Here is a 21,840-nt window from a genome sequence, read left to right on the forward strand (position 1 = left end):
CCAACCCTTTGCCCGAGAAGTCGACGGTCGCGACGGCCAGCAGTCTGGTGGACTGGGCGCCAACGGCACCTGACATTGCTCAGCCGTTATCCACTGTACACTGCAGGCTGTCGTCGCATAACAAGCAGGCCCAAAAGCAGAGCGAGCGCGACGTTCGCCACAGCGAGCCCGGAAAGCGACCGCCAGCACACCTTGGGCACCCGCACGTTCTAACAACGATGCACCAACCGACGGAGCCGCTGCCTGCGCTAAGAGGCTCGGCATAGCAAGGCGGCCCATCAGCCTGGCATACCCTGAAGGGGCCGAACAGGGCGAGCGGGAGGGTTCCGCGAGCAATCGTTTCCAGGCCGATGCCGGCTCCGTAAAAGCCGAGGGCCATCGGGATCACCGGCAGGCCCGCCCATAGCATCGAGACGCCGATTGCCACGAATGTCACGGACGCAAATTTGATCCAGATCGGATGATGATAACGGGCAACCATCATTTCGACCGCCCGAGCGCCCACCTGCGACGGACCGACCAGAGCTCCAAGAACCACCGCGGCAGCAAGCGCCATCCCGCTGCCTTGCAAGATCGACAGCAAATGGACCGACAATGTGGAAGAGATCACCGCAGCAAGCGTAAGCGTGGTGGCGAGAACAACCATCATGCCGAGGTTGGAATTGTTCTCGCCAACCGATACGGCCGGATCCTTCGGTTCCGGTCTGGCCGCCTGCCCCGGCGTGTCTCGAGGCAAGATCAAAAGATATAGGGGCAGCGCGATCACGAGTTGAACGGCGGCGTACGAGAGACAAGCACCTCGCCAGCCGACTTCGGCCATGAGAAACGCTGAGATCGGCCAGCAGATCGTGCTCGCGAGCCCACCGAACAGCGTGAGCGTGGTGATGGCGGAACGCGCGCGGTAGCCGTAGGGGCGACCGAGCGTGGCGAAAGCCGCATCATAGAGACCAGCGCCCATCCCCAACCCGATAATGAGCCAGGCGACAATGTAGGTGACGAGGTTCGGAGCCGCCGCAAGACCGATCTGACCAACTCCAATTGCAAAAGCGCTAAACGCTAAAACGCCGCGACGCCATGACGCTCGATCGACAAGCCTACTGGGCCGCGCGAACTATGCGCCTACCTGAGGGAGCGTTGCGGACCGATGCAACCTTGTCCATCGCCTTTTGTCGTCTTATCGATGTCTCAAACTAGCGCCAAGTGCACAGAGGAAAAGGATATGCGGCACTACGTCGGGCTGGTTCACAAGAACGGCGACAGCGACTTCGGAGTGTCTTTTCCCGACTTTCCGGGCGTCGTCACTGCCGGTGCAACCCTCGACGAGGTGCGTGAGCTCGCTGAGCAGGCGCTCGCCTTTCATGTCGAGGGTCTCATCGATGATGGCGATGCTGTTCCGGAGCCCGCTTCATGCCAACAGGCGATAGCCGACAAGGATCATCGCGAACTCACTGCCATCATGGTTCCGCTCAGGATCAGATAGCCCGACGATCCGTTACCGGAGTGAGTGCGGTCTTTCCGTTTTGGACACCATGGTCTTCAACAGCCGGGAAACCATGACTCATTTCGTGAGAAAGCGTGCCGCCGTTCCGCCGCAATGCGAGCCCACTGCGGCCAGGTACGCCCCTGTTTCTTTTGGTCTTTGGGGCTTCGAAGGAGTTCTGGAGATGATGATCAAGAAGGTTTTTGTGGCGGTGCTGATGACCGCAGCGCTTGCCGGATGCGAGACGCAGACCGAGGGGCAGCAGCGGGCGACCACCGGCGCGCTGATCGGCGGCGCCGGCGGCGCGCTGGTCGGCCAGGCGATCGGCGGCAACACAAAGAGCACGGTAATCGGCGCCGCGAGCGGCGCCCTGCTCGGCGCCGTCGTCGGCAGCGCCACCACCCCGCAGCGCCGTGGCGAGCAGCTCTGCCGCTACCAGGACCGCTACGGCCGCATCTACACCGCACCGTGCGACGACCGCTACTACAACGGCGATTATTGATCGCCAGCCTTTGACCGGCGGGGAGACTGGCGGCCTTGGACGCTCGTCTCTCCTCTGAATGTCATTCTTTTGTACGCTTCTCGATGTAGAAGGTGTTGGCGGCGGGGTTTGCGGAGGAGGTCGAATTGACGACGAGCCTTGGCGCCCTGAAACCCGGGGAAAGCAAGCTGTAAAGCGCCTGATTGGCTACGATAGCCGCAACTGGCTGCGCATCCGCCAGATCGAAGCCTTCACCGCTTTCCTCGAAGCGGCCAACCGCAAAGCACGCGACGTGATCGAGATTTCGCCGGGCTGGAACCGCTACTGGCGCGCGATGTGCCCGGACTCCCAGACTTCGACATCTGCAAGGATCGCACGGACGAGCAATATTCGATCGTCATCGCCGACCAGGTGCTGGAGCATGTGCAGCGTCCGCACGCGGCGGCCGTCAACATCTATGCCATGACGAAGCCTGGTGGCTGGGCGATGGTGGCCACGCCTTTCTTATTCAGGGTGCATGCGCGGCCGCACGACTACAATCGCTGGACGCCCGCAGGTCTGAAGCAGTTGCTGGTCGAGGGCGGCTTCGCCGAGGCTGATGTGCAGGCCTTCGGCTGGGGCAATAAGGCCTGGCCAGGGCGCATATCGGCGGCCCGGTGCGGGCCTACGGCTTATGGCGGGACCTGAGTAATGACGAGGAATACCCGCTGATGGTGTGGGCCGGCGCGGATCGTACCGATGAATGCGCCCCTTGCCGCGGGTGGAGATCGTAACTGGCGCGTCGCGGAAATGCCCGCACCAGCCTACGTGAGCGTCCGAGCGCAGGAACCAAACCTGTTCAAGAAAGGCGATCGTACCTCGCCAGGACGAATACCTTGAGCCATCCTTCTCCACAATCGCTGTTGATTCGCACGGATTTGGCCATGGCGAAACGGAAGACCAAAGCCGGCAAGGTCCTAGAGAAGCCGCAAGTGATTGGCTGGCACACCAGCGATGCGGATGAGATCCAGATACGGCAGTGGCGCGGACGCTTGGAGATTGCCGCCGTTGAGGCGCTGGAGCCACGTTTCGGACCCTATGGCACGTTCCGCGTGCGCTCGGGCACCGGTGGACTCTATGACGTCGAGATCCGTGATCTCGACGGCTGGACCAATTCCTGCGGCTGCATCGACCATCGGGTCAATGGTCTCGGAACCTGCAAGCACATTGAAGGCGTGCTCTTTGCCCTTAAAAAGAAGATGGGTGCGCGCGCTTTTATGGCGGCGGCCGCCGAGGGTTCGCCACGTGCCGAGGCCTTCCTGCGACGCGACGGAGAACCGGCGCCTGCGCTGGGAGGGGCGACCCTGAGCGCCGACATGCGCGCTTTTCTCAAACCATTCCTTGCCACGCACGGCCTGCTCGCCTCCGATCCCGAAGCCGTTGCGCGACTGCTCGAGGCCGCATCGGGCGCGCCGGCCAATATTCGGATATCGCGCCACTTCGGTTCGTGGATCGAGCGCGGGCAGCGACGCACTCAACGGGAACAGGCGTACGCGAAGTTTCTCGCCGCGGCAGAGGCCAGGGGCGCCGATTTCGATGTGGTCAAAGTGCCTCTCCTGCCCTATCAGCGGCAGGGTGCTGCGCATCTGGCCTTTAACGAGCGCGCGCTCCTTGCCGACGAGATGGGGCTCGGCAAGACCATACAGGCGATCGCGGCATGCGAGATTCTCGCCCGGGAGAAGGGCATTGAACGCGTGCTCGTCGTCTCCCCCACTTCGGTGAAGACAGAATGGGAAGAGCAGATCGCCCGCTTTACCGACCGGGATATCCGCTTCGTGGCGGGACTTTATCCGGAGCGGTTGAAGCTTTACCAGTCACCCGCATTCTTCACCCTGGTCAACTATGAGCAGGTGGTGCGGGACGCCGACGACATCAACCGTCTGCTCAAGCCTGATGTTGTCATCCTCGACGAGGCGCAGCGCATCAAGAACTGGCACACCAAGACCGCACGGCGCGTGAAATCGCTCGCCTCCTCATACGCTTTCGTTCTCACCGGGACGCCTCTGGAGAACCGGATCGATGAGACCTATTCCATCGTGCAATATCTCGATCCCGAACTCTTCGGGCCGCTTTTCCGGTTCAACCGTGATTTCTACGCGCTCGACGCGCACGGCCGGCCCGAAGGCTACAAGAATCTTGCGGAGATGCACCGGCGCCTATCCGGCGTCATGCTGCGCCGCAGGAAGCGCGACGTCGAGGACGAGTTGCCGGGCCGCACTGAGCAGACCTTCTTCGTGCCCATGGTGGAAGATCAGGCACAGCGCTACGGTGATTACGAATATCTCGCCCGCAGGCTTGCGGCCGTGGCGCAGCGCCGCCCGCTCACCAAGGAAGAGTTCGACCGCCTCCAGCAATATCTCGCCTGCATGCGCATGATCTGCGACACGCCGGCCATTCTCGACCCCGACTGTCGCGTCTGCCCGAAGCTCGAAGAGCTCGAGGGCGTGCTTCTCGAGCTCCTGGAAGAGCCGGCGCGAAAGATCGTCATCTTTTCCGAATGGGTGAAAATGCTCGAGCTGGTGCGCGAGCTCGCGGGCGAAATGGGCGTCGATTGTGCCTGGCACACGGGCGATGTGCCCCAACTCAGGCGCCGCGCCGAGATCGCCCGCTTTCGCGAAGACCCTCAATGTCGGTTGTTCCTCTCCTCGGATGCGGGGGCCACCGGTCTCAATCTTCAAATGGCGAGTGCGGTCGTCAATCTCGATCTGCCTTGGAATCCAGCAAAGCTCGAACAGCGGATCGCGCGCGCCTGGCGCAAGGGCCAGAGACAAGCGGTGACCGTCGTCAATTTCGTCACTGAGAATTCCATCGAGCATTCCATCCTACACCTTCTGTCTCACAAGCAGATGCTGGCCGACGGTGTACTCGACGGGGCGGAGGATTTCTCGAAGATCACCATGCCGTCGGGGCGAGCCGCGCTGATCGAGCGCATGCAAGCCGTTCTTGGCGGGGGCGAGCAGATCCGGATCAAGTCCCTTTCCCCCGAGGAGGCGCTCGTCGAGGAGATCAAAGCGCGCCAAGGCGAAAAGCTTGTGCATGCGGAGATGCGGGCACAGCGTCTCATCCTCGTCCTCGATGCCGAGCCCTCGCTGATTGACGCTGAGAGGACGCGGCTTGCCTCTTCGACGCCACAAGTGGAGATCATCGATCGTGCCGCTTGGCAGATGCTGCAACGGCTCACGACATCAGGACTCATCGGCTTTACGGAAACACGCGCCCGCATCCTCCAACACAACAGCGCGAGCGGAACCGACGGTGCCGGCGAGCAAGACATGGCGGCGTGAGTCGCGCGGGAATTACAGTCTCTTGAAATATGAGTTCAAATTTCTAGCGACGTCTTCAGAAGCTTTCGAAGAATAATATTGGATAACCGCAGCAAATTTAAGCTATTTACCGACAATTTTACCCCCTTCACTCCTACTCGATCATTTTAAGTGATCGTAACGCGTTGAATTCCGTGCACAAATTTTTTCTGCACACAATGACGAACCGTCTCCTCGATCCGTCAGAAATTTGCGCTCTTGAATTCAAAGGAGAATTTCGGCGATACAAAATCTGCTCGGTTTCAGCGACTATCGCCATCGATTGGTCGATTTTCGACATTCTTTAGCTCTGCCTTCGCGATTAGCCCGTCGGCAAAAAGACCGTCACGGCTAGCAAGAGCCCGAACGATACGCCAGGTACACTCTGCCAGCACGCAGTTCCTCTCATGCGTGATCCGTCCCGGCCTTACGCCTTTGCGGCGTTCTGTGCAGCCTGGAATACATCGCGTGCGGACGTCGTACCCGCTACGTGCTCCGCATCCTCGACTCCGAGGTCCATCCATCCTGCATTCACGGCCTCAAACATTTCTTCGGCAGGTCCGGTGTGGCCCTTTGGGATACCGAATTGTTCGAACGCTTCCGCCCACCCCGCACGCGGGACTGCAAAGGCTTTCACGTCGAGATTCAGGACTTCACCCAATTGCTCCGCGACTTCATCCGCGCTGACCATCGAACCAAGCTCAACGACGCGCTGCCCTGACCAGGCTGGCCCGGTCAAAAGGGCGGCAACCTTAGCGCCGATGTCGTTCGTCGCGATCATGGTCGATTTCCGGTTTGTCGGATTGTAGTAGACCGGTAGCGTTCCGCCCTGGGCGACCTGCAAACCGTAGAGGAAGTTTTCGAAGAATCCGCCTGCGCGCACAAAAGCGATTGGGGATGTCAAATCGCGAAATCCTTGCTCCAGAAGCGACAAGGCCGTGATCATCCCGAGCCCGCTGGTTCTGTTCGCACCCATCGACGAAAGCGCAACCGCGCGCAGCGGCGCTGCCTTGGTAAGCGCCTCGACATAGTTCGCAATCACGCCCTTTGCTTCTTTGAAATCGGGCGAGGGAGCCCAGACGGCCGGCAACATGACGAACGCGCCTTCGACGCCTTTGAGCGCTTGCTCGATGGCTGCCGAATCATTCCAATCGCCGTCAACCAGTTCCACGCCCTGGTTCGCCCAGCTTGACGCCTTCTCGCGATTGCGAACCAGTGCGCGTACTTTCTTGCCATGCGCCAACAGATGTTCTGCCGTTGCGCCGCCCACCTTTCCTGTGATTCCCATTACTAAAAACATGTGTTTTCTCCTAATCTTGAGGGACAGAGCCGCCCAGTTGGTTCAACGGACGAGAGGCAGAAGGGCCCGGATACGGGCATCGCGCGCGTAGAGGCCGCCCCATGTCAGCGTGCCCAGAAGCAGGGAAATGATTTCCGGCGGCGACCCAAATTCACCGATGCGGACATGGGCGCAGATGGCGCCGCCCAGAAAGCCCGTCACTAGGATCGCGCCGAGGACGGCAGTGGCCGGGACGGCGTAAAGCATGGCACAGGCGAGGATGATCGGACCCACGACACGGGTCAGGTCGATCGCGAACCCGGTTTCCTGCAGCATGCCGGCGACCTGTGCCGGCGCAAAAAGCTGAATAGTGCCGTCTGCCACCAGAGCAACAACGACAGCCGCGCTCATGATCCGGCCGGCCCACAGGGCACGATGCAAGGTCATGGTTTCAGGCGCTTGATGCAGATTCATAGTTTCGGACATTTGGCGTCACCTGTCTTCGAGGCCTCCTACTTACTGTGTCTCTCGGATGTGATAAATGTCTGAGAAATGAACCAACTGTTCTCAATGAGATGAACAATGTGGAGGCCCGAAAATGCAGAAACTCGAGCCCATCCTCATTTTCCTGACGGTCGCGGAAATGGGGAGCTTTACCCGCGCGGCCGATAGTCTGGGCATTCAAAAGGGAAGAGCCTCAACGGCGGTCCGGAAGCTGGAAGAAGATGTCGGCGTCAGACTCCTGCACCGGACGACGCGCAGCGTGCAGTTGACGGAGGACGGACGCGCATTTCACGCCCGCGCACGCGATCTGCTGGCTGAGGTCGATGACCTGCACTCAATGTTCGCAAGCGACCGAGTGGCACTTCGCGGGCGTTTACGGGTCGATCTTCCGACCGAAGTGGCGCGCACGACGATCGTGCCGGCCTTGCCGCATTTCATGGCGACTCACCCCGAGTTGGAGCTGGAGCTGTCGAGTACGGATCGGCAAGTCGATCTGGTTCAAGAGGGGTTCGACTGTGTATTGCGGCTTGGACCCATAAGGGACGAGACACTGATTGCCCGCCCACTGGGCGAGTTACGCATGGTCAACGCCGCCAGTCCTGCCTACCTAGCGCGCTATGGAGTTCCTCAATCGCTAGAAGATCTCCAGCGTCAGGAACATCGGACAATTCATTTTTCGACGATGCTGGGCGCAAGACCCATTGGATGGGAATATCCGGACGGCCAGACCTACGCGACGCTTCAGTTGCCAGGTGCGCTACACGTCAACAGCGCGCAGACCTATGAAGCCGCTGCCCTCGCCGGCCTTGGCCTGATTCAGGCGCCACTCTTGGGGATCGGCCCATACTTACATAGCGGAGCGCTTGTGGAGATCATGCCCGATTTTCGTCGCCGGGCGCTCGCCGTGTCCCTCGTCGTAGCACATCGGAGCAATCTGTCGCGCCGAGTCCGCGCATTCATGAAATGGATCGAAGATGTGCTGACGCCTTATTTAGAATAGCGAAGCGCTTCATCCGCCGTGCCTTTCCAAAAGGACGCGGTATGCGAGAACTATCGACTACTATTGCTCCGGCAACATCACATAGTTCGCTTTGCTATCCTGCCTTACTCCGCAGTATCCCCCTCTCACTCCCACTCGATCGTCCCAGGCGGCTTGGACGTTACGTCGTAGACAACGCGGTTGATGCCTTTCACTTCGTTGATGATGCGCGTGGCGGCGGCGCCGAGGAAGGCCATGTCGTAGTGGTAGAAGTCGGCCGTCATGCCGTCGACCGAGGTCACGGCGCGCAGCGCGCAGACGAATTCATAGGTGCGGCCGTCGCCCATCACGCCGACGGTCTGCACCGGCAACAGCACGGCGAAGGCCTGCCAGATGGCGTCGTAGAGGCCGGCCTTGCGAATTTCGTCGAGATAGATGGCGTCGGCCTCGCGCAGGATCTCCAGCTTCTCGCGGGTAATGCCGCCCGGGCAGCGTATGGCAAGGCCGGGACCTGGGAAGGGATGGCGGCCGATGAAACTCTCGGGCAGGCCGAGCTCCTTGCCGAGCGCCCTCACCTCGTCCTTGAACAATTCGCGCAGCGGCTCGACCAGCTTCATGTTCATGCGCTCGGGCAGGCCGCCAACATTGTGGTGCGACTTGATCGTCACCGAAGGGCCGCCGGAGAAGGAGACGCTTTCGATGACATCCGGATAGAGCGTGCCTTGGGCCAGGAAATCGGCGCCGCCGAGCTTCTTCGCCTCTTCCTCGAACACCTCGATGAACAGCCGGCCGATGGTCTTGCGCTTCTTTTCCGGATCGGCCTCGCCTTCAAGCGCCGAGATGAAGCGGTCGGAGGCGTCGACCAAGATCAGCGGCAGATTGTAGTGCTGGCGGAACATCGCGACCACGCTTTGCGCCTCGTCCTTGCGCATCAGGCCATGGTCGACGAGGATGCAGGTGAGCTGGTCGCCGACCGCTTCGTGGATGAGGAGTGCGGCAACGGAAGAGTCAACGCCGCCCGACAGCGCGCAGATCACCTTGCCCTTGCCCACCTGCTTGCGGATCGCCTCGACCGCCTGCTCGCGATAAGCGGCCATGGTCCAACCCCGGCTGAGGCCAGCGATCCGGTGGACGAAATTGCTGAGCAGCTTCGCGCCATCCGGGGTGTGGACGACCTCGGGATGGAACTGCACCGCATAGAACTTGCGCGCCTCGTCGGCAATCGCGGCAAAGGGCGCGCCGGTGGAGGTGCCGACGATCTTGAACCCCGCCGGAATGGCGGTGACGCGGTCGCCATGACTCATCCAGACCTGATGACGCGTGCCCTTGGCCCAGATGCCGTCGAACAGCTCACAGTCGTCGTCGATCTCCAGGAAAGCCCGGCCGAACTCGCGGTGGTGGCCGGCCTCGACCTTGCCGCCGAGCTGGGCGCACATGGTCTGCTCGCCATAGCAGATGCCGAGCACCGGAATGCCGGACGAAAAGACCTCGTCGGGCGCACGGGGCGAGCCGATGTCGACGGTGGAATGCGGGCTGCCCGACAGGATGACAGCTTTCGGCCGGATGCGGCGGAAGCCCTCTGCGGCGGACTGGAACGGTACGATTTCGCAGTAGACCCCGGCCTCGCGCACGCGCCGCGCAATCAGCTGCGTGACCTGGCTGCCGAAGTCGATGATGAGAACGGTGTCGGGATGTGTCGTCATGGAGGGCCTTTAAAGAAAGAACCGATTCGGCGCAATGGTTGCGCGCTGCGGCTTTCGGTCCCTTCCAAAGCCCTTAAATAAGGCGGATCGCGCCGGACACAATCGCCTGCTCGAGCAGACCTATCGCCGCGGCCAGCTTCTCGTCGATGACGTGGAGATATTCGGTCCAGTCGCCGACATGCCTGAGATCGGCCGCGCCGTCGGAAATGCCGCGCAGGCCGACCAGCGGCACGCCGAACAGCTGGCAGGCGCGCAAGCAGGCAAAGGTCTCCATGTCGACCATGTCGGCGTCGATCGCGTCATAGGCGGCACCCGTGACGATCGCGCCGCCGGTGGACAGCGTCGCGCTTTTGATGCCGGGGATGAGGAGGGGCAACGGCACCGTCACCGGAAGATCGAGAAAGGGCGTCGCGCCCTTCTCGAAGCCGAGTGGCGAGGCGTCAATGTCGCGATAGCTCACCGACACGGCCTGGTAGATCTCGGCCTGCTCGAGCATGCGGCTTCCCGCGGAGCCCAGCGAGACGACGAGATCGGGCAGCGCGTCCTCGGCCTTAAGTGTCGCAAGCTCCGCGCCCAGCCGCACGCCGGCCTCGACGGGACCGACGCCGGTCATCAGCGGCGTGAACAGCTCTTTGAGGTGCGGCCCATATTCGGCCTCGGCGGCCATGACGAAGAGAACGGATTTTTCCCCCATCCGCGCAGCGCTTGCCATGAATCACCCCTCGATGCCGTCGCGGCCGACCACCGTCATCATGGTGCCGGTCATGGTGGCGATCAGCTTGGCCTCGCCGTCGGCGGCAAAGGCGTAGGCCTGGCCGTCGGCAACGATGATGGTGCGGCCGGGCTTGGTCACCGAGCCGCGGAACAGGAAGCGCTCGCCCCTGCCCGGCGCCAAAAGGTTGACCTTGAATTCGATGGTCAGCACGGTGGAATTCTGCGGCATCAGCGAGAATGCGGCATAGCCGCAGGCCGAGTCCAGCGCGGTCGAGATGACGCCGGCATGCAGGAAGCCGTGTTGCTGGGTGAGACCGGGAGCATAAGGCATCTCGATCTCGATGATCCCGGGCGTGACCAGCGTCAGCTCCGCGCCGATGGTGGCCATGGCTTTCTGGCGGGCAAAGGAAGTCCTGACGCGATCCTCATAGTCGGGAGCGGGTACGATCTTGGCTGCCATGGCCTAAGCCTCACTTTTTTGCTGGCGAAGCTTATTGCAGAGGCAGCCAAGACAGGCAATCTCTTATGTTGCAGCGCAGCAAAGCGGCGGCTGCCCTCAGGCCGCCCTGCGCAAGGCCTGGAAATAGAACCCGTCGGTGCCGCTGAGCGCCGGCGACAGCGAGATGCCGCCGGCGTCGGCGATGCGCGCGGCACCAGCATGGCCGGGGAAATGGCTGTTCCAAAGCTCTCGATGGTCGACCGGCGCAAAGTTGCCGTGGCGCTCGCGGAAAGCCGCGATCTGCTCGCCGTTCTCAGCATCGAAGACCGAACAGGTGATGTAGACGAGCAGCCCGCCGGGCTTCACGAAGGCCTGAGCCGTATCGAGGATCGCCTGCTGCTCGCCTTTGCGGGCGTCGAGCTGCCTCTCGGTCAACCGCCATTTGGCGTCGGGCCGTCGCCGCCAGGTGCCGCTGCCGGTGCAGGGCGCGTCGATCAGCACGATGTCCATGTGCGCGGTGAGCGGCGCGAGCTCTACGGGCCTGCTGACGACCTGAACATTGCGGCTGTGCGCGCGGCGGATGCGCTCGAAGATCGGCGCCAGCCGCACCTTCTCCGCGTCATGGGCAAACAGCTGCCCGCGATTGTCCATCTCGGCCGAGAGCGCCAGCGTCTTGCCGCCGGCGCCGGCGCAATAGTCAAGCACCTGCATGCCGGGTAGAGCGCCGGCTAGTGCTGCGGCAAGCTGCGAGCCCTCGTCCTGCACCTCGAACCAGCCTTTCTGGAAGGCGGGCTCGGCCTGCACGTTCGGATGCCTGCCGTCGCCGTCGATCGGCGGGATGCGGATGCCGTGCGGCGCGATCGCGGCAGGCGCTGCACCCGTGTCCTGGAGTTCGGCCAGCACCTTGCCGCGGTCGGACAGCAAGGTGTTGACCCTGAGGTCCAGCGGCGGACGCATGGCGAGCGCCGCGCCCTCCTCGACCCAACCTTCGCCATAGGCCTGTTCGAGCAGCGGCGCGCACCAGTCGGGGATATCGGCCCGCACGGCGTCGGGCGCATCGGCAAGCCTGCGGTTGGCCGCCGCCTTCAGCTCGGCGGCGCTGAGCAGCGGCGGCGCGAACTTGTCGCCGTCAAGCGCATCGTTCAGCGACTGCGCCGTCTGGCCCCATTCGAGCAGCAGCGCGCCGAAGCCGATGGCGCGCGGCGTGTCCTCGCCGAAGAGCCAGCCGGCCGAGCGCTTGCGACGCAGCGCGTCGTAGACGATGTTGCCGATCGCCGCCCGGTCGCCGCCGCCGGCAAAGCGGTGCGACAGGCCCCAGTCGCGCAAGGCATCGGCCACCGGCCGGTGCCGCCGGCCGATGTCTTCCAGCACTTCGATGGCCGCAGCCAGCCTTCCGCCCAATCTCATTCCTGCTTCCGTCTATCGTTGCTTTCAGTCCTGCTCTTAGAGCCTTTCCTGCTCCGATTGAAACAGTTCTGTTGCGTCGGGGCTAAAACGCCCTGTCCAATGCCATCCTCTCTACGACCTACGGAATGCTTTTTCGCAGCAGTCGGCCGTCGGCGGAAAACAAGAACAAATCAGTCGGAACATGAAAGTTCCCTAATGTTTTGACTAGCGCATACAAGCAATCCTGCTGGCTTAACCACTAGCTTTCCAAGTTTTGTTGTCGGGAATACTCTTTCGCCTGTGATTCGCGGCGCGGCAAACGCGATATGACGGATCCCTATGAGGAGAGGGCAATGAAGACTTATCTGGCAGAAGTTCTAGGCACGTTTTTGTTGGTGTTCATCGGCACGGCCTCCGTGGTCACGGGCGGTTTCGGCGGCGCGCTGCCGCTCGGCCAGGAAGGCATCGGCCTGGCGTTCGGCATCGGCCTGATCGCGGCGGCCTATGCGATCGGCCCGATCTCGGGCGCGCATCTCAATCCGGCGGTGACACTCGGCGTGTTCCTTGCGGGACGGATGCCGGCCAAGGATGTTGTCCCCTACTGGATCGCGCAGGTCATCGGGGCCATCATCGCATCGCTGGCGCTGTGGATCATCGTCACCGGCCAGGCCGGCGGCCACACCGGCGGCTTCGGCGCCAATGGCTGGGATGCGGCGAAATGGGGCACAAGCTCGGCCTTTCTGTGGGAGCTGATCGGCACCTTCACCTTCGTCACCGTGATCCTCGGCGTCACCAACGCCAAGCACACCACCGCCTTCGCCGGCCTGATCATCGGCCTGACGCTGGCGGCAATTCACTTCGCCATGATCCCGGTGACCGGCACCTCGGTCAATCCCGCGCGCTCGATCGGCCCAGCGCTGTTTTCGGGCGCCGCCGCGCTCGGCCAGCTCTGGCTCTTCATCGTCGCGCCGCTGATCGGCGGAGCGGTCGCCGGCATCGTCGCCAAGGCCGGCGTTTTCGAAAAAGATTGAGGTTTCGTTTTCTTGAAGCAATTCCCGGGCGGAAAACCGCTGTACACTTTTCCTGGAATTGCTTCGGCTTAACGAAAAGGCGCGGGTCGTGCCCGCGCCTTTTTACTTGGGAGGACGAAACCTTACTTCGAGGCGACCTCGAAACGGTCGAGGTTCATTACCTTCGTCCATGCCTTGACGAAGTCCTTGACGAACTTCGCCCTGGCGTCGGCCGAGCCGTAGACCTCGGCCAGCGCGCGCAGCTGCGAGTGCGAGCCGAAGATCAGGTCGGCGCGGGTGCCGGTCCACTTGACCGCCTTGGTCTTGCGGTCGCGGCCTTCATAGACCTGATCGGTGCCATCGGCCGGATCCCAGACCGTTCCCATGCTGAGCAGGTTGACGAAGAAGTCGTTGGTCAGCGTGCCCGGCCTGTCGGTGAAGACGCCATGCTTGGAGCCGCCATGATTGGCGCCGAGCACGCGCAGGCCGCCGACCAGCACTGTCATCTCGGGCGCCGTCAGGGTCAGGAGCTGCGCGCGGTCGACCATCATCGCCTCGACCGACATCGGCAGCTTGCCTCTGGCGTAGTTGCGGAAGCCGTCGGCGGTCGGTTCGAGCGAGGCAAAGGACTCGACGTCCGTCTGCTCCTGCGAGGCATCCATGCGGCCGGGCGTGAAGGGCACCTTCACCTCATGGCCGCCGTCCTTCGCGGCCTTTTCGACCGCGGCGACGCCGCCAAGCACGATGAGGTCGGCAAGCGAGACCTTCTTGTCGCCAGCCTGCGCCGCGTTGAACTCCTTCTGGATGGCTTCGAGCTTCGCCAGCACCTTGGACAACTGAGCCGGCTGGTTGACGTCCCAGTCCTTCTGCGGCTCAAGGCGGATGCGCGCGCCATTGGCGCCGCCGCGCTTGTCGGAGCCGCGGAAGGTCGAGGCCGAGGCCCAGGCGGTCGAGACCAGCTCGGACACCGAAAGGCCTGAGGCCAGGATCTTCGCCTTCAGCTCGGCGATATCCTGTTCGCTGACCAGCTCGTGGTCGATCGCCGGGACCGGATCCTGCCAGATCAGCTCCTCCTTCGGCACGAGAGGGCCGAGATAGCGCGCGACCGGCCCCATGTCGCGATGGGTCAGCTTGAACCAGGCGCGGGCGAAGGCGTCGGCGAACTCACCCGGATTCTGGTGGAAGCGGCGCGCGATCTTCTCGTAGGCCGGATCGAAGCGCAGCGAGAGGTCGGTGGTCAGCATGGCCGGCGCACGGCGCTTGGACGGGTCGTGCGCATCCGGCACCGTGCCTGCGCCGGCGCCGCCCTTCGGCGTCCACTGATTGGCGCCCGCCGGGCTCTTCGTCAGCTCCCATTCGTAGTTGAAGAGGTTGTCGAAGAAATTGTTGCTCCACTTGGTCGGCGTCTTGGTCCAGGTGACCTCGAGGCCCGAGGTGATGGCGTCGCCGGCAATGCCGGTGGCATATTTGCTCGACCAGCCGAGGCCCTGCGCCTCGACGCCGGCCGCCTCCGGCTCCGCGCCCACCAGCGAAGCGTCGCCGGCGCCGTGTGTCTTGCCGAAGGTGTGGCCGCCGGCGATCAGCGCCACGGTCTCCTCATCGTTCATCGCCATGCGGCGGAAGGTCTCGCGGATGTCGCGCGCGGCCGCAATCGGGTCCGGATTGCCGTTCGGACCTTCCGGGTTGACGTAGATCAGGCCCATCTGCACCGCGCCGAGATGGCCTTGCAGCTCGCGGTCGCCGGAATAGCGCTCATCGTCCAGCCACTTGGTCTCGGAGCCCCAGTTCACATCCTGCTCCGGCTCCCACACGTCGGCGCGGCCGCCGGCGAAGCCGAAGGTCTTGAAGCCCATCGATTCCAGCGCGACGTTGCCGGCCAGGATCATCAGGTCGGCCCAGGAGATCTTGCGGCCGTATTTCTGTTTGACCGGCCACAGAAGCCGGCGCGCCTTGTCGAGATTTGCGTTGTCCGGCCAGCTGTTGAGCGGGGCGAAGCGCTGCTGGCCGGCGCCGGCGCCGCCGCGGCCGTCGCCGATGCGATAGGTGCCGGCGCTGTGCCAGGCCATGCGGATGAACAGCGGCCCGTAATGGCCGAAATCGGCCGGCCACCAGTCCTGCGAATCCGTCATGACATGGTGCAGGTCCTTGATCACCGCATCGAGATCGAGGCTCTGGAATTCCCTGGCGTAGTCGAAGTCCTCGCCCATCGGGTCCGAGAGGTTCGACTGCTGGTGGAGAACGGCAAGGTCGAGCTGGTTCGGCCACCAGTCGCGATTGGTCCTGCCGGCGGATCCATGCGCCACGGGGCATTTGCCAGCGCTGTTGTCGTCGGTTTTCGCGTCCATCTTACTCTCCGATTTTGCCGTGGTTTGATTTTTCCGGGGCAGCTCACGGCCGCGCCAATCTGGAATGATTCCAGCCTAGGACGGCTTGACGATAAAGACAAATTGCCTTTCCTGTTTTTTCCGATAGGGTTTTCTTATGATCGGTCTCACCGTCCGGCAGATGCTTTATTTCGACGCGCTGGCGCAGACGCTGCATTTCGGCCGCGCCGCGAAGCTTGCCGGCGTCAGCCAGCCGGCGCTCTCCGCGCAGATCGCCGAGATGGAAGAGCGGCTGAGCTGCCTTCTGTTCGAACGCGGCGGCAAGACGGTGCGGATGACCGACGAGGCGCTTGTCCTGCAGCCGCGTATCGAACGCATCCTCGCCGACATACGTGACGTGGAGACGACGGCCCGGCGCGGCCGCCCTGCCATGGAGGGGCGTTTCCGACTTGGCATCATCCCGACGGTAGCGCCCTATCTCCTGCCGCGGGCCCTGCCGGAACTGAAAAAGCATTTCCCCGTGCTGCAGCTCGAGCTGCGCGAGGCGGTGACGGCATCGCTGGCCGAGGACAGCGCCTCGGGCCGGCTCGACGCTTTCATCGCCGCGCTGCCGCTCGACTATCCCGGGCTCGTCACCGAGGAGCTATTCCCGGACCGCTTCTTCCTGGCCGTGCCCGCCGGCGATCCGGCCTTCGCCTCGCCGCCCGTGCCGCCCGAAAGCCCAGCGTTGGAGCGGCTGATGCTGCTCGAGGAAGGCCACTGCCTGCGCGAACAGGCACTCGCGGTCTGCGGCAATGTGCGGCCGGTGGCGATGGCAAGTTACGGCGCGACCAGCCTGACGACGCTTCTCCAGATGGTGGCGCATGGGCTGGGGGTGACGCTGGTGCCGGAGATGGCGGCAAGTGCCGCCGGCGTCATGCCGGATCTCAAGATCGTGCCGTTCCAGGAACCGATGCCGCAGCGCATGATCTGCATGGCCTGGCGGCGAAACAAGGTGCGCCAGGACGAATGCATGGAACTGGCAAAGATCATCCGCGGACTGGATGGGGCGGTGCTGGGCGTGTGAGTTGGCGGTGCCGCCGGGGCGTGAGGTCGGCGCCGATCAAGGTTCAGCTATTCGGGATGGCGACCGATTTCCGGTGAGGTTGATCTGGAGCAAGTCGCTTCATACCAGCGCGTGCTACCTTTTCGTCTGAGTTTGCCGCAGCGGAGGAGTCCAATCTGGACCGAGCCTGCCATGAAGTCTCTGCGCGTCGTTGTTCGCCACTATGGCGGACCTGAAGTTCTGGAGATCGTGGAGGAAGACGCGCCCCAGCCGGGATCAGGTGAGCTGCGGGTGCGAACGATCGCCGCCGGCGTCTCCTTCGCAGAGCTATTGATGCGGGAGGGGATTCATCCGGAAAAGACGACCCTACCGTTCACGCCAGGATGGGACATTGTAGGCATCGTGGACAAGGCCGGAGACGGAGCGTCCCATGCGATGGTTGGTAAAATGGTTGCGGCACTGCCCATTCATGGTGGCTACGCCCAGTTCATCTGCCTGCCGGAAGATGAACTCACTCCGGTTCCAACTGGTGTTGATCCCGCCGAGGCAGTTAGCCTCGTGCTGAACTACGTTACGGCCTATCAGATGATGCATCGCCTTGGGCATGCCTCACCGGGTCAAAGGGTCCTCATTCATGGCGCGGCCGGCGGAGTAGGCACGGCACTGCTGCAACTTGGCCGCCTGGCAGGTCTGGAGATGTATGGGACCGCCTCTCTTGCAACTCATCAGATTGTATCTGCTCTCGGGGCCACCCCGATCGACTACGAGCGGGCCGACTTCGTCAAAGAGATCCATCGCCTGACAAACGACGGCGTGGATGTCGTCTTCGACGGGGTCGGCGAAGCCAATGTCTGGCGTTCGTTTCGGGCTCTGAGGCCTGGCGGCCGCGTCATAGCCTATGGCTTCACTTCATTTCTGCAGAAGGGCCAACTGGCAGGGGGCTTACGCTATCGTCTTCGAGGGATATTGCGACCTGCGTGGTACGCGGTCCGCGCTTTCGTTTCACCAGGCCGACGACGCATACTCCCCTACAGCATACAATATTTGAAACGGTGGAAGCCCGCTTGGTTCCGCGAAGATCTCGGCGCCTTGCTCGAGTTGCTTCGCGACGGAAAGATCATGCCGATGGTGGCCGAGCGGATGCCATTGAGCGACGCTCGTCGCGCCCAGGAGCTGCTTGGTCAGGGAGGCGTCAAGGGCAAGCTCGTGCTGATCTGTAACTCCTGGCCTCCCAAAAAGGAATTGCCGAGCAAGAGCAGAGCCTTTGAAACGTGAAGGGCCTCCTCCGGCCTCGGCCTTGATGGTTTCAACGACGGCCTGTGGCTCTAAGCAGACACCCCCCTCACGCCGTCTTCTGCGCCACCAGCCCCAGTTCCTCCACCATCGCCTGGCGCATCAAGAACTTCTGCGGCTTGCCGGTCACGGTCATCGGCAGCTCAGTGCGGAAGCGGATGTAGCGCGGGACCTTGTAGTGAGCGATCTGGCCGGCGCAGAAGGCCTTGATCTCCTGCTCGGTCGCGATCTGGCCGGGCTTCAGCACGATCCATGCGCAGAGCTCCTCGCCATATTTGTCGTCGGGAATGCCGAAGACCTGCACTTCCTTGATCTTGGGATGGCTGTAGAGGAATTCCTCGACCTCGCGCGGATAGACGTTCTCGCCGCCGCGGATGACCATGTCCTTCACCCGGCCGACGATGTTGCAATAGCCCTCGGCGTCGATGGTGGCGAGGTCGCCGGTGTGCATCCAGCCGTCGGCGTCGACCGCCTCGCGGGTCTTCTCGGCGTCGTCCCAATAGCCCTTCATCACCGAATAGCCGCGCGTGCAGAGCTCGCCCGGGGCGCCGACTTCGACAGTGGCGCCGTCGGCGCCGATGGCCTTGACCTCGACATGGGGATGGATGCGGCCGACGGTGGAGACGCGCTTTTCCAGCGGATCGTCGACGCTGCTCTGGAAGGAGACCGGGCTGGTCTCGGTCATGCCGTAGGCGATGGTCACCTCAGACATGTTCATCAGCGACACCACCTTCTTCATCACCTCGATCGGGCATGGCGAGCCGGCCATGATGCCGGTGCGCAGGCTGGAAAGATCGAAGGTCGAGAAATCGGCGTGGTCCAACATGGCCACGAACATGGTCGGCACGCCATAGATGCCGGTGCAGCCTTCCTGCGCCACGGCCTTGAGCGTCGCGCCGGCATCGAAACCCTCGCCCGGGAAGACCATGGTCGCACCTTTGGTGACGCAGCCCATCGTCCCCATCGACATACCGAAGCAATGGTAGAGCGGCACAGGGATGCAAAGCCGATCGTCGACGGTGAGCCTGATCGCCGAAGTGACGAAATTGCCGTTGTTGACGATGTTCGCGTGGGTTAGTGTCGCGCCCTTCGGCGCGCCTGTTGTCCCGCTGGTGAACTGGATGTTGATGGCATCAGCGGGCTTCAGGCTTTCGGAAATGCGATCGAGGCTGTCATGTTCGTCGCGGCCGGCCATGGCGAGCACGTCGCCGAAATTGAACATGCCAGGCGAATTGTCGTCGCCCATGCGGATGACGATCCTCAGCGCCGGCAGCTTCTTCGCCTTGAGTGCGCCAGGCTCGGCCGTGGCAATCTCCGGCGCCAGTGTCTCGATCATGCCGAGATAGTCGGAGGTCTTGAAGCTGACGGCCGTGACCAGCGCCTTGCACTCGACCTTGTTCAACGCATATTCGAGCTCGGTCAGCCGATAGGCCGGGTTGATGTTGACCAGGATCAGGCCGATGCGCGCGGTGGCGAACTGGGTCACCACCCATTCCCAGCGGTTGGGCGACCAGATGCCGACGCGATCGCCCTTCTCCAGGCCGAGCGCCAGGAAGCCGGCGGCCAGCGCATCGACCGCATCCGACAACTCGCTCCAGGTGAAGCGCTTGTCCTGGCCGACGAAGACGGCGGCGTCGAGCGTGGCGTATCTGCTCACGGTGTCGGAAAACAGCTCCGGAATGGTCTTGTCGAGCAAGGGCACCGAGCGGTCGCCTGAGACATGCGCCCTGCCGTCCATCGGGGCAATGAAGGTGCCATGCGTTCCGCGCCCGCGCAGATTGGTGGCGTTCTTGAGCTCGTCGAGATTGATCGCCATCGCCGTCTCCTCCCGGGATGCGTCAGCCTATCAGCCGATGGCGGCGGTGGAAATCCGCCAAAGGTCCCCCTCAAGGGGAAGGGACTTTCGCGGCGATGTCCCGCAAGAGCGCCGAGTCGGCCGCGTCACGCGGCTTCTTCGAAGCGACGAGACAGGCCTGCGACTTCAGGATCGTGCCGTCGCCCAGCACCTTCAGGTGGTTGGCCCGCAGCGTCGAGCCGGTGGTGGTGATGTCGACGATGACATCGGCCAGCCCCGCCGCCGGCGCGCCCTCGGTGGCGCCGAGGCTTTCGACGATGCGGTAGACCTGGATGCCGTGCTTTTGCGAGAAGAACTGCTGCGTCAGCCGCCAGTATTTGGTGGCGATCCGCAAGCGCCTGCCGTGGCGCTGGCGGAAATCGGCGGCGACATCGTCGAGGTCGGTCATGGTCTCGACGTCGAGCCAGATGTCCGGCACGGCCACCACGACATCGGCATGGCCGAAGCCGAGGCTGGCGACGATCTCGGCGCGCGCTTCCCAGTCGGCGAGATTCTCGCGCAGCAGGTCCTCGCCGGTGATGCCGAGATCGACCGTGCCCTGGCCGATTTCGCCGGCGATCTCGGACGCGGAAAGGAAGGCCACCTCGACATTGTCGAGGCCGTCGATGCGGGCGCGGTATTTGCGGTCGTCCTGCGGCAGGGTGACCGCCAGGCCAGCCTTGGCCAGCACTTCCAGCGACTGTTCCTTGAGACGGCCCTTGGATGGGATTGCCAGCGTGATCATTTCGCGCCCTCCCGCAAGGCTTCGATGCGATCGAGCCAGACCGAGAAGCCGACGCCGGGGATCGGCTTCTTTGCACCGAGCAGCGTCAGCAGCCTGTCGTAGCGGCCGCCGCCGACCAGCGGGCGGTCGCCGCCGGCGGCCGCGATCTCGAAGACCAGGCCGGTGTAGTAATCGAGCGGACGGCCGAAGGCGGCGTCGTAGCGGATTTCCGCCATCGGCAGGCCATGCGCTTCGATCGCCTTGGCGCGGGCTGCGAAATTTTCGAGCGCGGCGCCCAACGACAGGCCGGCGTCCGCCGCGAATTTTTCCAGCGCTTGCGTTGCGCTACCGAGTGCAACGTCGATATCGAGAAAGCCCTTCAGCGCCGAGAAGGCCTCGTCTGACAGGCGCACGCTGCGCAGCTGCGCCTTCTCGATCAACCGCCGCGCTATGTCGGCCGGCGCGCGGCCCGACGAAGCGGACAGGCCAGCCTCCTCCATGCCGGCGGCGATGTGCGCGGCAAGACCCTCCGCGTCGCCGTCGAGCACCAACAGCGCCACCGGGCCGGAGAGCTGGCTGTTACGCGGCGGATTGGCGAGGTCGGCAAGCGCTGCCTCCAGCATCGGCGCCGAGCCGAAGGCGCGCGCAAGCCGCATGCGCCAGCCGCGCGGCAGGCCGAGCGCCGCCAGCACCGCCTCGAACACCGTCTGGTCGCCCAGCGTCACGGCGAGCGGCCGGCCCGGCAGCACCAGCGAGAGCAGCGCATGCGCGTCGGCCAGCGAGCGGGCGTCGGCCGCCGCCGTGTCGCGGTCGCCGAGATCCTCAATCCCGGCCTGGAAGAACTCGTTGCCGCCCTCGCGGCGCTGGCGGAACACCTCGCCGAGATAGGAGTAGCGGCGCGGCGTGCCGGCCTGGCTGGCGATGTGGTCGAGGCAGACCGGAATGGTGAATTCGGGCCGCAGGCACAGCGTCTTGCCGGTGTCGCTTTCGGTCAGGAAGATGCGGCGGCGCAGGTCCTCGCCGGCCATGTCGAGGAACGGATCGGCCGGCTGCAGCACGGCGACTTCGACGGCGTTCGTGTCGCGTTCGGCGAAGAGTTTTATGATGCCGGCGGCGATGGCGGGGTAGCGGGAGGTCATTCGGCACGCCCTTCCCTTCTCCCCTTGTGGGAGAAGGTGGATTGGCGCGAGGCGTCAAGACGGATGAGGGGTGCTGGAAGGAATGAGACGTTCCCTGGAATACCCCTCATCCGACCGAGCTTCGCTCGGCCACCTTCTCCCACAAGGGGAGAAGGGGAGGTTGGC

General features: G+C 63.4%; 17 protein-coding genes and 2 pseudogenes. 8 read left to right on the forward strand and 11 right to left on the reverse strand.

The window, feature by feature from the left end:
• Window positions 1–86: 86 nt before the first annotated feature.
• Window positions 87–1,098, reverse strand: a pseudogene (locus RFN28_RS28055) (MFS transporter); the annotation flags it as partial.
• A gap of 121 nt (window positions 1,099–1,219) precedes the next feature.
• On the opposite strand from RFN28_RS28055, the gene RFN28_RS28060 reads away from it, so the two are divergent.
• The 4 genes and pseudogenes from RFN28_RS28060 to RFN28_RS28075 all read left to right on the forward strand — a co-directional run bounded on the left by RFN28_RS28060 (window position 1,220) and on the right by RFN28_RS28075 (window position 5,284).
• The gene (locus tag RFN28_RS28060) at window positions 1,220–1,480 is read left to right on the forward strand and encodes a type II toxin-antitoxin system HicB family antitoxin (protein ID WP_320290382.1); all 261 of its coding nucleotides are present in this window, start codon (window positions 1,220–1,222) and stop codon (window positions 1,478–1,480) included.
• 184 nt (window positions 1,481–1,664) lie between these two features.
• Window positions 1,665–1,982, forward strand: a complete 318-nt coding sequence (locus RFN28_RS28065; RefSeq protein ID WP_067327946.1) for a YMGG-like glycine zipper-containing protein — start codon at window positions 1,665–1,667, stop codon at window positions 1,980–1,982.
• Between the two features lie 125 nt (window positions 1,983–2,107).
• Window positions 2,108–2,734 (forward strand): annotated as a pseudogene (locus tag RFN28_RS34955) (methyltransferase domain-containing protein).
• 102 nt (window positions 2,735–2,836) lie between these two features.
• Window positions 2,837–5,284 carry a DEAD/DEAH box helicase gene (locus tag RFN28_RS28075; protein WP_320290384.1) on the forward strand — a complete coding sequence of 816 codons (2,448 nt, stop codon included), beginning with the start codon at window positions 2,837–2,839 and terminating at the stop codon, window positions 5,282–5,284.
• Between the two features lie 445 nt (window positions 5,285–5,729).
• On the opposite strand, the gene RFN28_RS28080 is transcribed toward RFN28_RS28075, so the two are convergent.
• Together RFN28_RS28080 and RFN28_RS28085 are read right to left on the reverse strand one after the other, a co-directional pair.
• On the reverse strand, window positions 5,730–6,602 hold the full coding sequence (locus RFN28_RS28080; protein ID WP_320290385.1) for an NmrA family NAD(P)-binding protein: 873 nt from the start codon (window positions 6,600–6,602) through the stop codon (window positions 5,730–5,732).
• 42 nt (window positions 6,603–6,644) lie between these two features.
• Window positions 6,645–7,067 (reverse strand): DoxX family protein, encoded by a 423-nt coding sequence (locus tag RFN28_RS28085; protein WP_320290386.1) that lies wholly within the window; start codon window positions 7,065–7,067, stop codon window positions 6,645–6,647.
• Between the two features lie 112 nt (window positions 7,068–7,179).
• Here RFN28_RS28085 and RFN28_RS28090 point away from each other — a divergent pair, with 112 nt between their 5' ends.
• Window positions 7,180–8,085, forward strand: a complete 906-nt coding sequence (locus tag RFN28_RS28090; RefSeq protein ID WP_320290387.1) for a LysR family transcriptional regulator — start codon at window positions 7,180–7,182, stop codon at window positions 8,083–8,085.
• A gap of 125 nt (window positions 8,086–8,210) precedes the next feature.
• On the opposite strand, the gene guaA is transcribed toward RFN28_RS28090, so the two are convergent.
• From guaA to RFN28_RS28110, 4 genes are all read right to left on the reverse strand, one after another.
• The gene (gene guaA, locus RFN28_RS28095; protein ID WP_320290388.1) at window positions 8,211–9,767 is read right to left on the reverse strand and encodes a glutamine-hydrolyzing GMP synthase; all 1,557 of its coding nucleotides are present in this window, start codon (window positions 9,765–9,767) and stop codon (window positions 8,211–8,213) included.
• A 73-nt stretch (window positions 9,768–9,840) separates the two neighbouring features.
• Complete coding sequence (locus RFN28_RS28100) at window positions 9,841–10,479, reverse strand: 5'-methylthioadenosine/S-adenosylhomocysteine nucleosidase (protein WP_320290389.1); 639 nt, start codon at window positions 10,477–10,479, stop codon at window positions 9,841–9,843.
• Between the two features lie 3 nt (window positions 10,480–10,482).
• Window positions 10,483–10,941, reverse strand: a complete 459-nt coding sequence (locus RFN28_RS28105; RefSeq protein ID WP_320290390.1) for a PaaI family thioesterase — start codon at window positions 10,939–10,941, stop codon at window positions 10,483–10,485.
• A gap of 96 nt (window positions 10,942–11,037) precedes the next feature.
• Window positions 11,038–12,327: an RsmB/NOP family class I SAM-dependent RNA methyltransferase gene (locus RFN28_RS28110; protein WP_320290391.1), complete on the reverse strand. Its 1,290-nt coding sequence runs from the start codon at window positions 12,325–12,327 to the stop codon at window positions 11,038–11,040.
• A gap of 332 nt (window positions 12,328–12,659) precedes the next feature.
• On the opposite strand from RFN28_RS28110, the gene RFN28_RS28115 reads away from it, so the two are divergent.
• Window positions 12,660–13,337 carry an MIP family channel protein gene (locus tag RFN28_RS28115; protein ID WP_320290392.1) on the forward strand — a complete coding sequence of 226 codons (678 nt, stop codon included), beginning with the start codon at window positions 12,660–12,662 and terminating at the stop codon, window positions 13,335–13,337.
• 122 nt (window positions 13,338–13,459) lie between these two features.
• Here RFN28_RS28115 and katG read toward each other — a convergent pair whose 3' ends face one another.
• On the reverse strand, window positions 13,460–15,661 hold the full coding sequence (gene katG / locus RFN28_RS28120; protein WP_320290393.1) for a catalase/peroxidase HPI: 2,202 nt from the start codon (window positions 15,659–15,661) through the stop codon (window positions 13,460–13,462).
• Between the two features lie 136 nt (window positions 15,662–15,797).
• Between katG and RFN28_RS28125 the strand changes: the two genes are divergently transcribed.
• Both RFN28_RS28125 and RFN28_RS28130 read left to right on the forward strand, forming a co-directional pair.
• Window positions 15,798–16,706, forward strand: coding sequence for a hydrogen peroxide-inducible genes activator (locus RFN28_RS28125; RefSeq protein ID WP_320290394.1), 909 nt, complete (start codon window positions 15,798–15,800; stop codon window positions 16,704–16,706).
• Between the two features lie 171 nt (window positions 16,707–16,877).
• Window positions 16,878–17,960, forward strand: a complete 1,083-nt coding sequence (locus tag RFN28_RS28130) for a medium chain dehydrogenase/reductase family protein (protein ID WP_320290395.1) — start codon at window positions 16,878–16,880, stop codon at window positions 17,958–17,960.
• A 67-nt stretch (window positions 17,961–18,027) separates the two neighbouring features.
• Here the strand turns inward: RFN28_RS28130 and RFN28_RS28135 are convergent, their stop codons facing one another.
• From RFN28_RS28135 to RFN28_RS28145, 3 genes are all read right to left on the reverse strand, one after another.
• Entirely contained in the window at window positions 18,028–19,794 is a 1,767-nt protein-coding gene (locus RFN28_RS28135; protein WP_320290396.1) for an AMP-binding protein, read from the reverse strand.
• A gap of 70 nt (window positions 19,795–19,864) precedes the next feature.
• Window positions 19,865–20,557, reverse strand: coding sequence for an ATP phosphoribosyltransferase (gene hisG, locus RFN28_RS28140; protein WP_320290397.1), 693 nt, complete (start codon window positions 20,555–20,557; stop codon window positions 19,865–19,867).
• Window positions 20,554–21,675: an ATP phosphoribosyltransferase regulatory subunit gene (locus RFN28_RS28145; protein WP_320290398.1), complete on the reverse strand. Its 1,122-nt coding sequence runs from the start codon at window positions 21,673–21,675 to the stop codon at window positions 20,554–20,556. The genes hisG and RFN28_RS28145 overlap by 4 nt, the downstream gene beginning before the upstream one ends.
• Between the last annotated feature and the right edge of the window lie 165 nt (window positions 21,676–21,840).

The sequence above is a fragment of the Mesorhizobium album genome, assembly GCF_033977205.1.
Taxonomy (GTDB): Bacteria; Pseudomonadota; Alphaproteobacteria; order Rhizobiales; family Rhizobiaceae; genus Mesorhizobium; species Mesorhizobium album.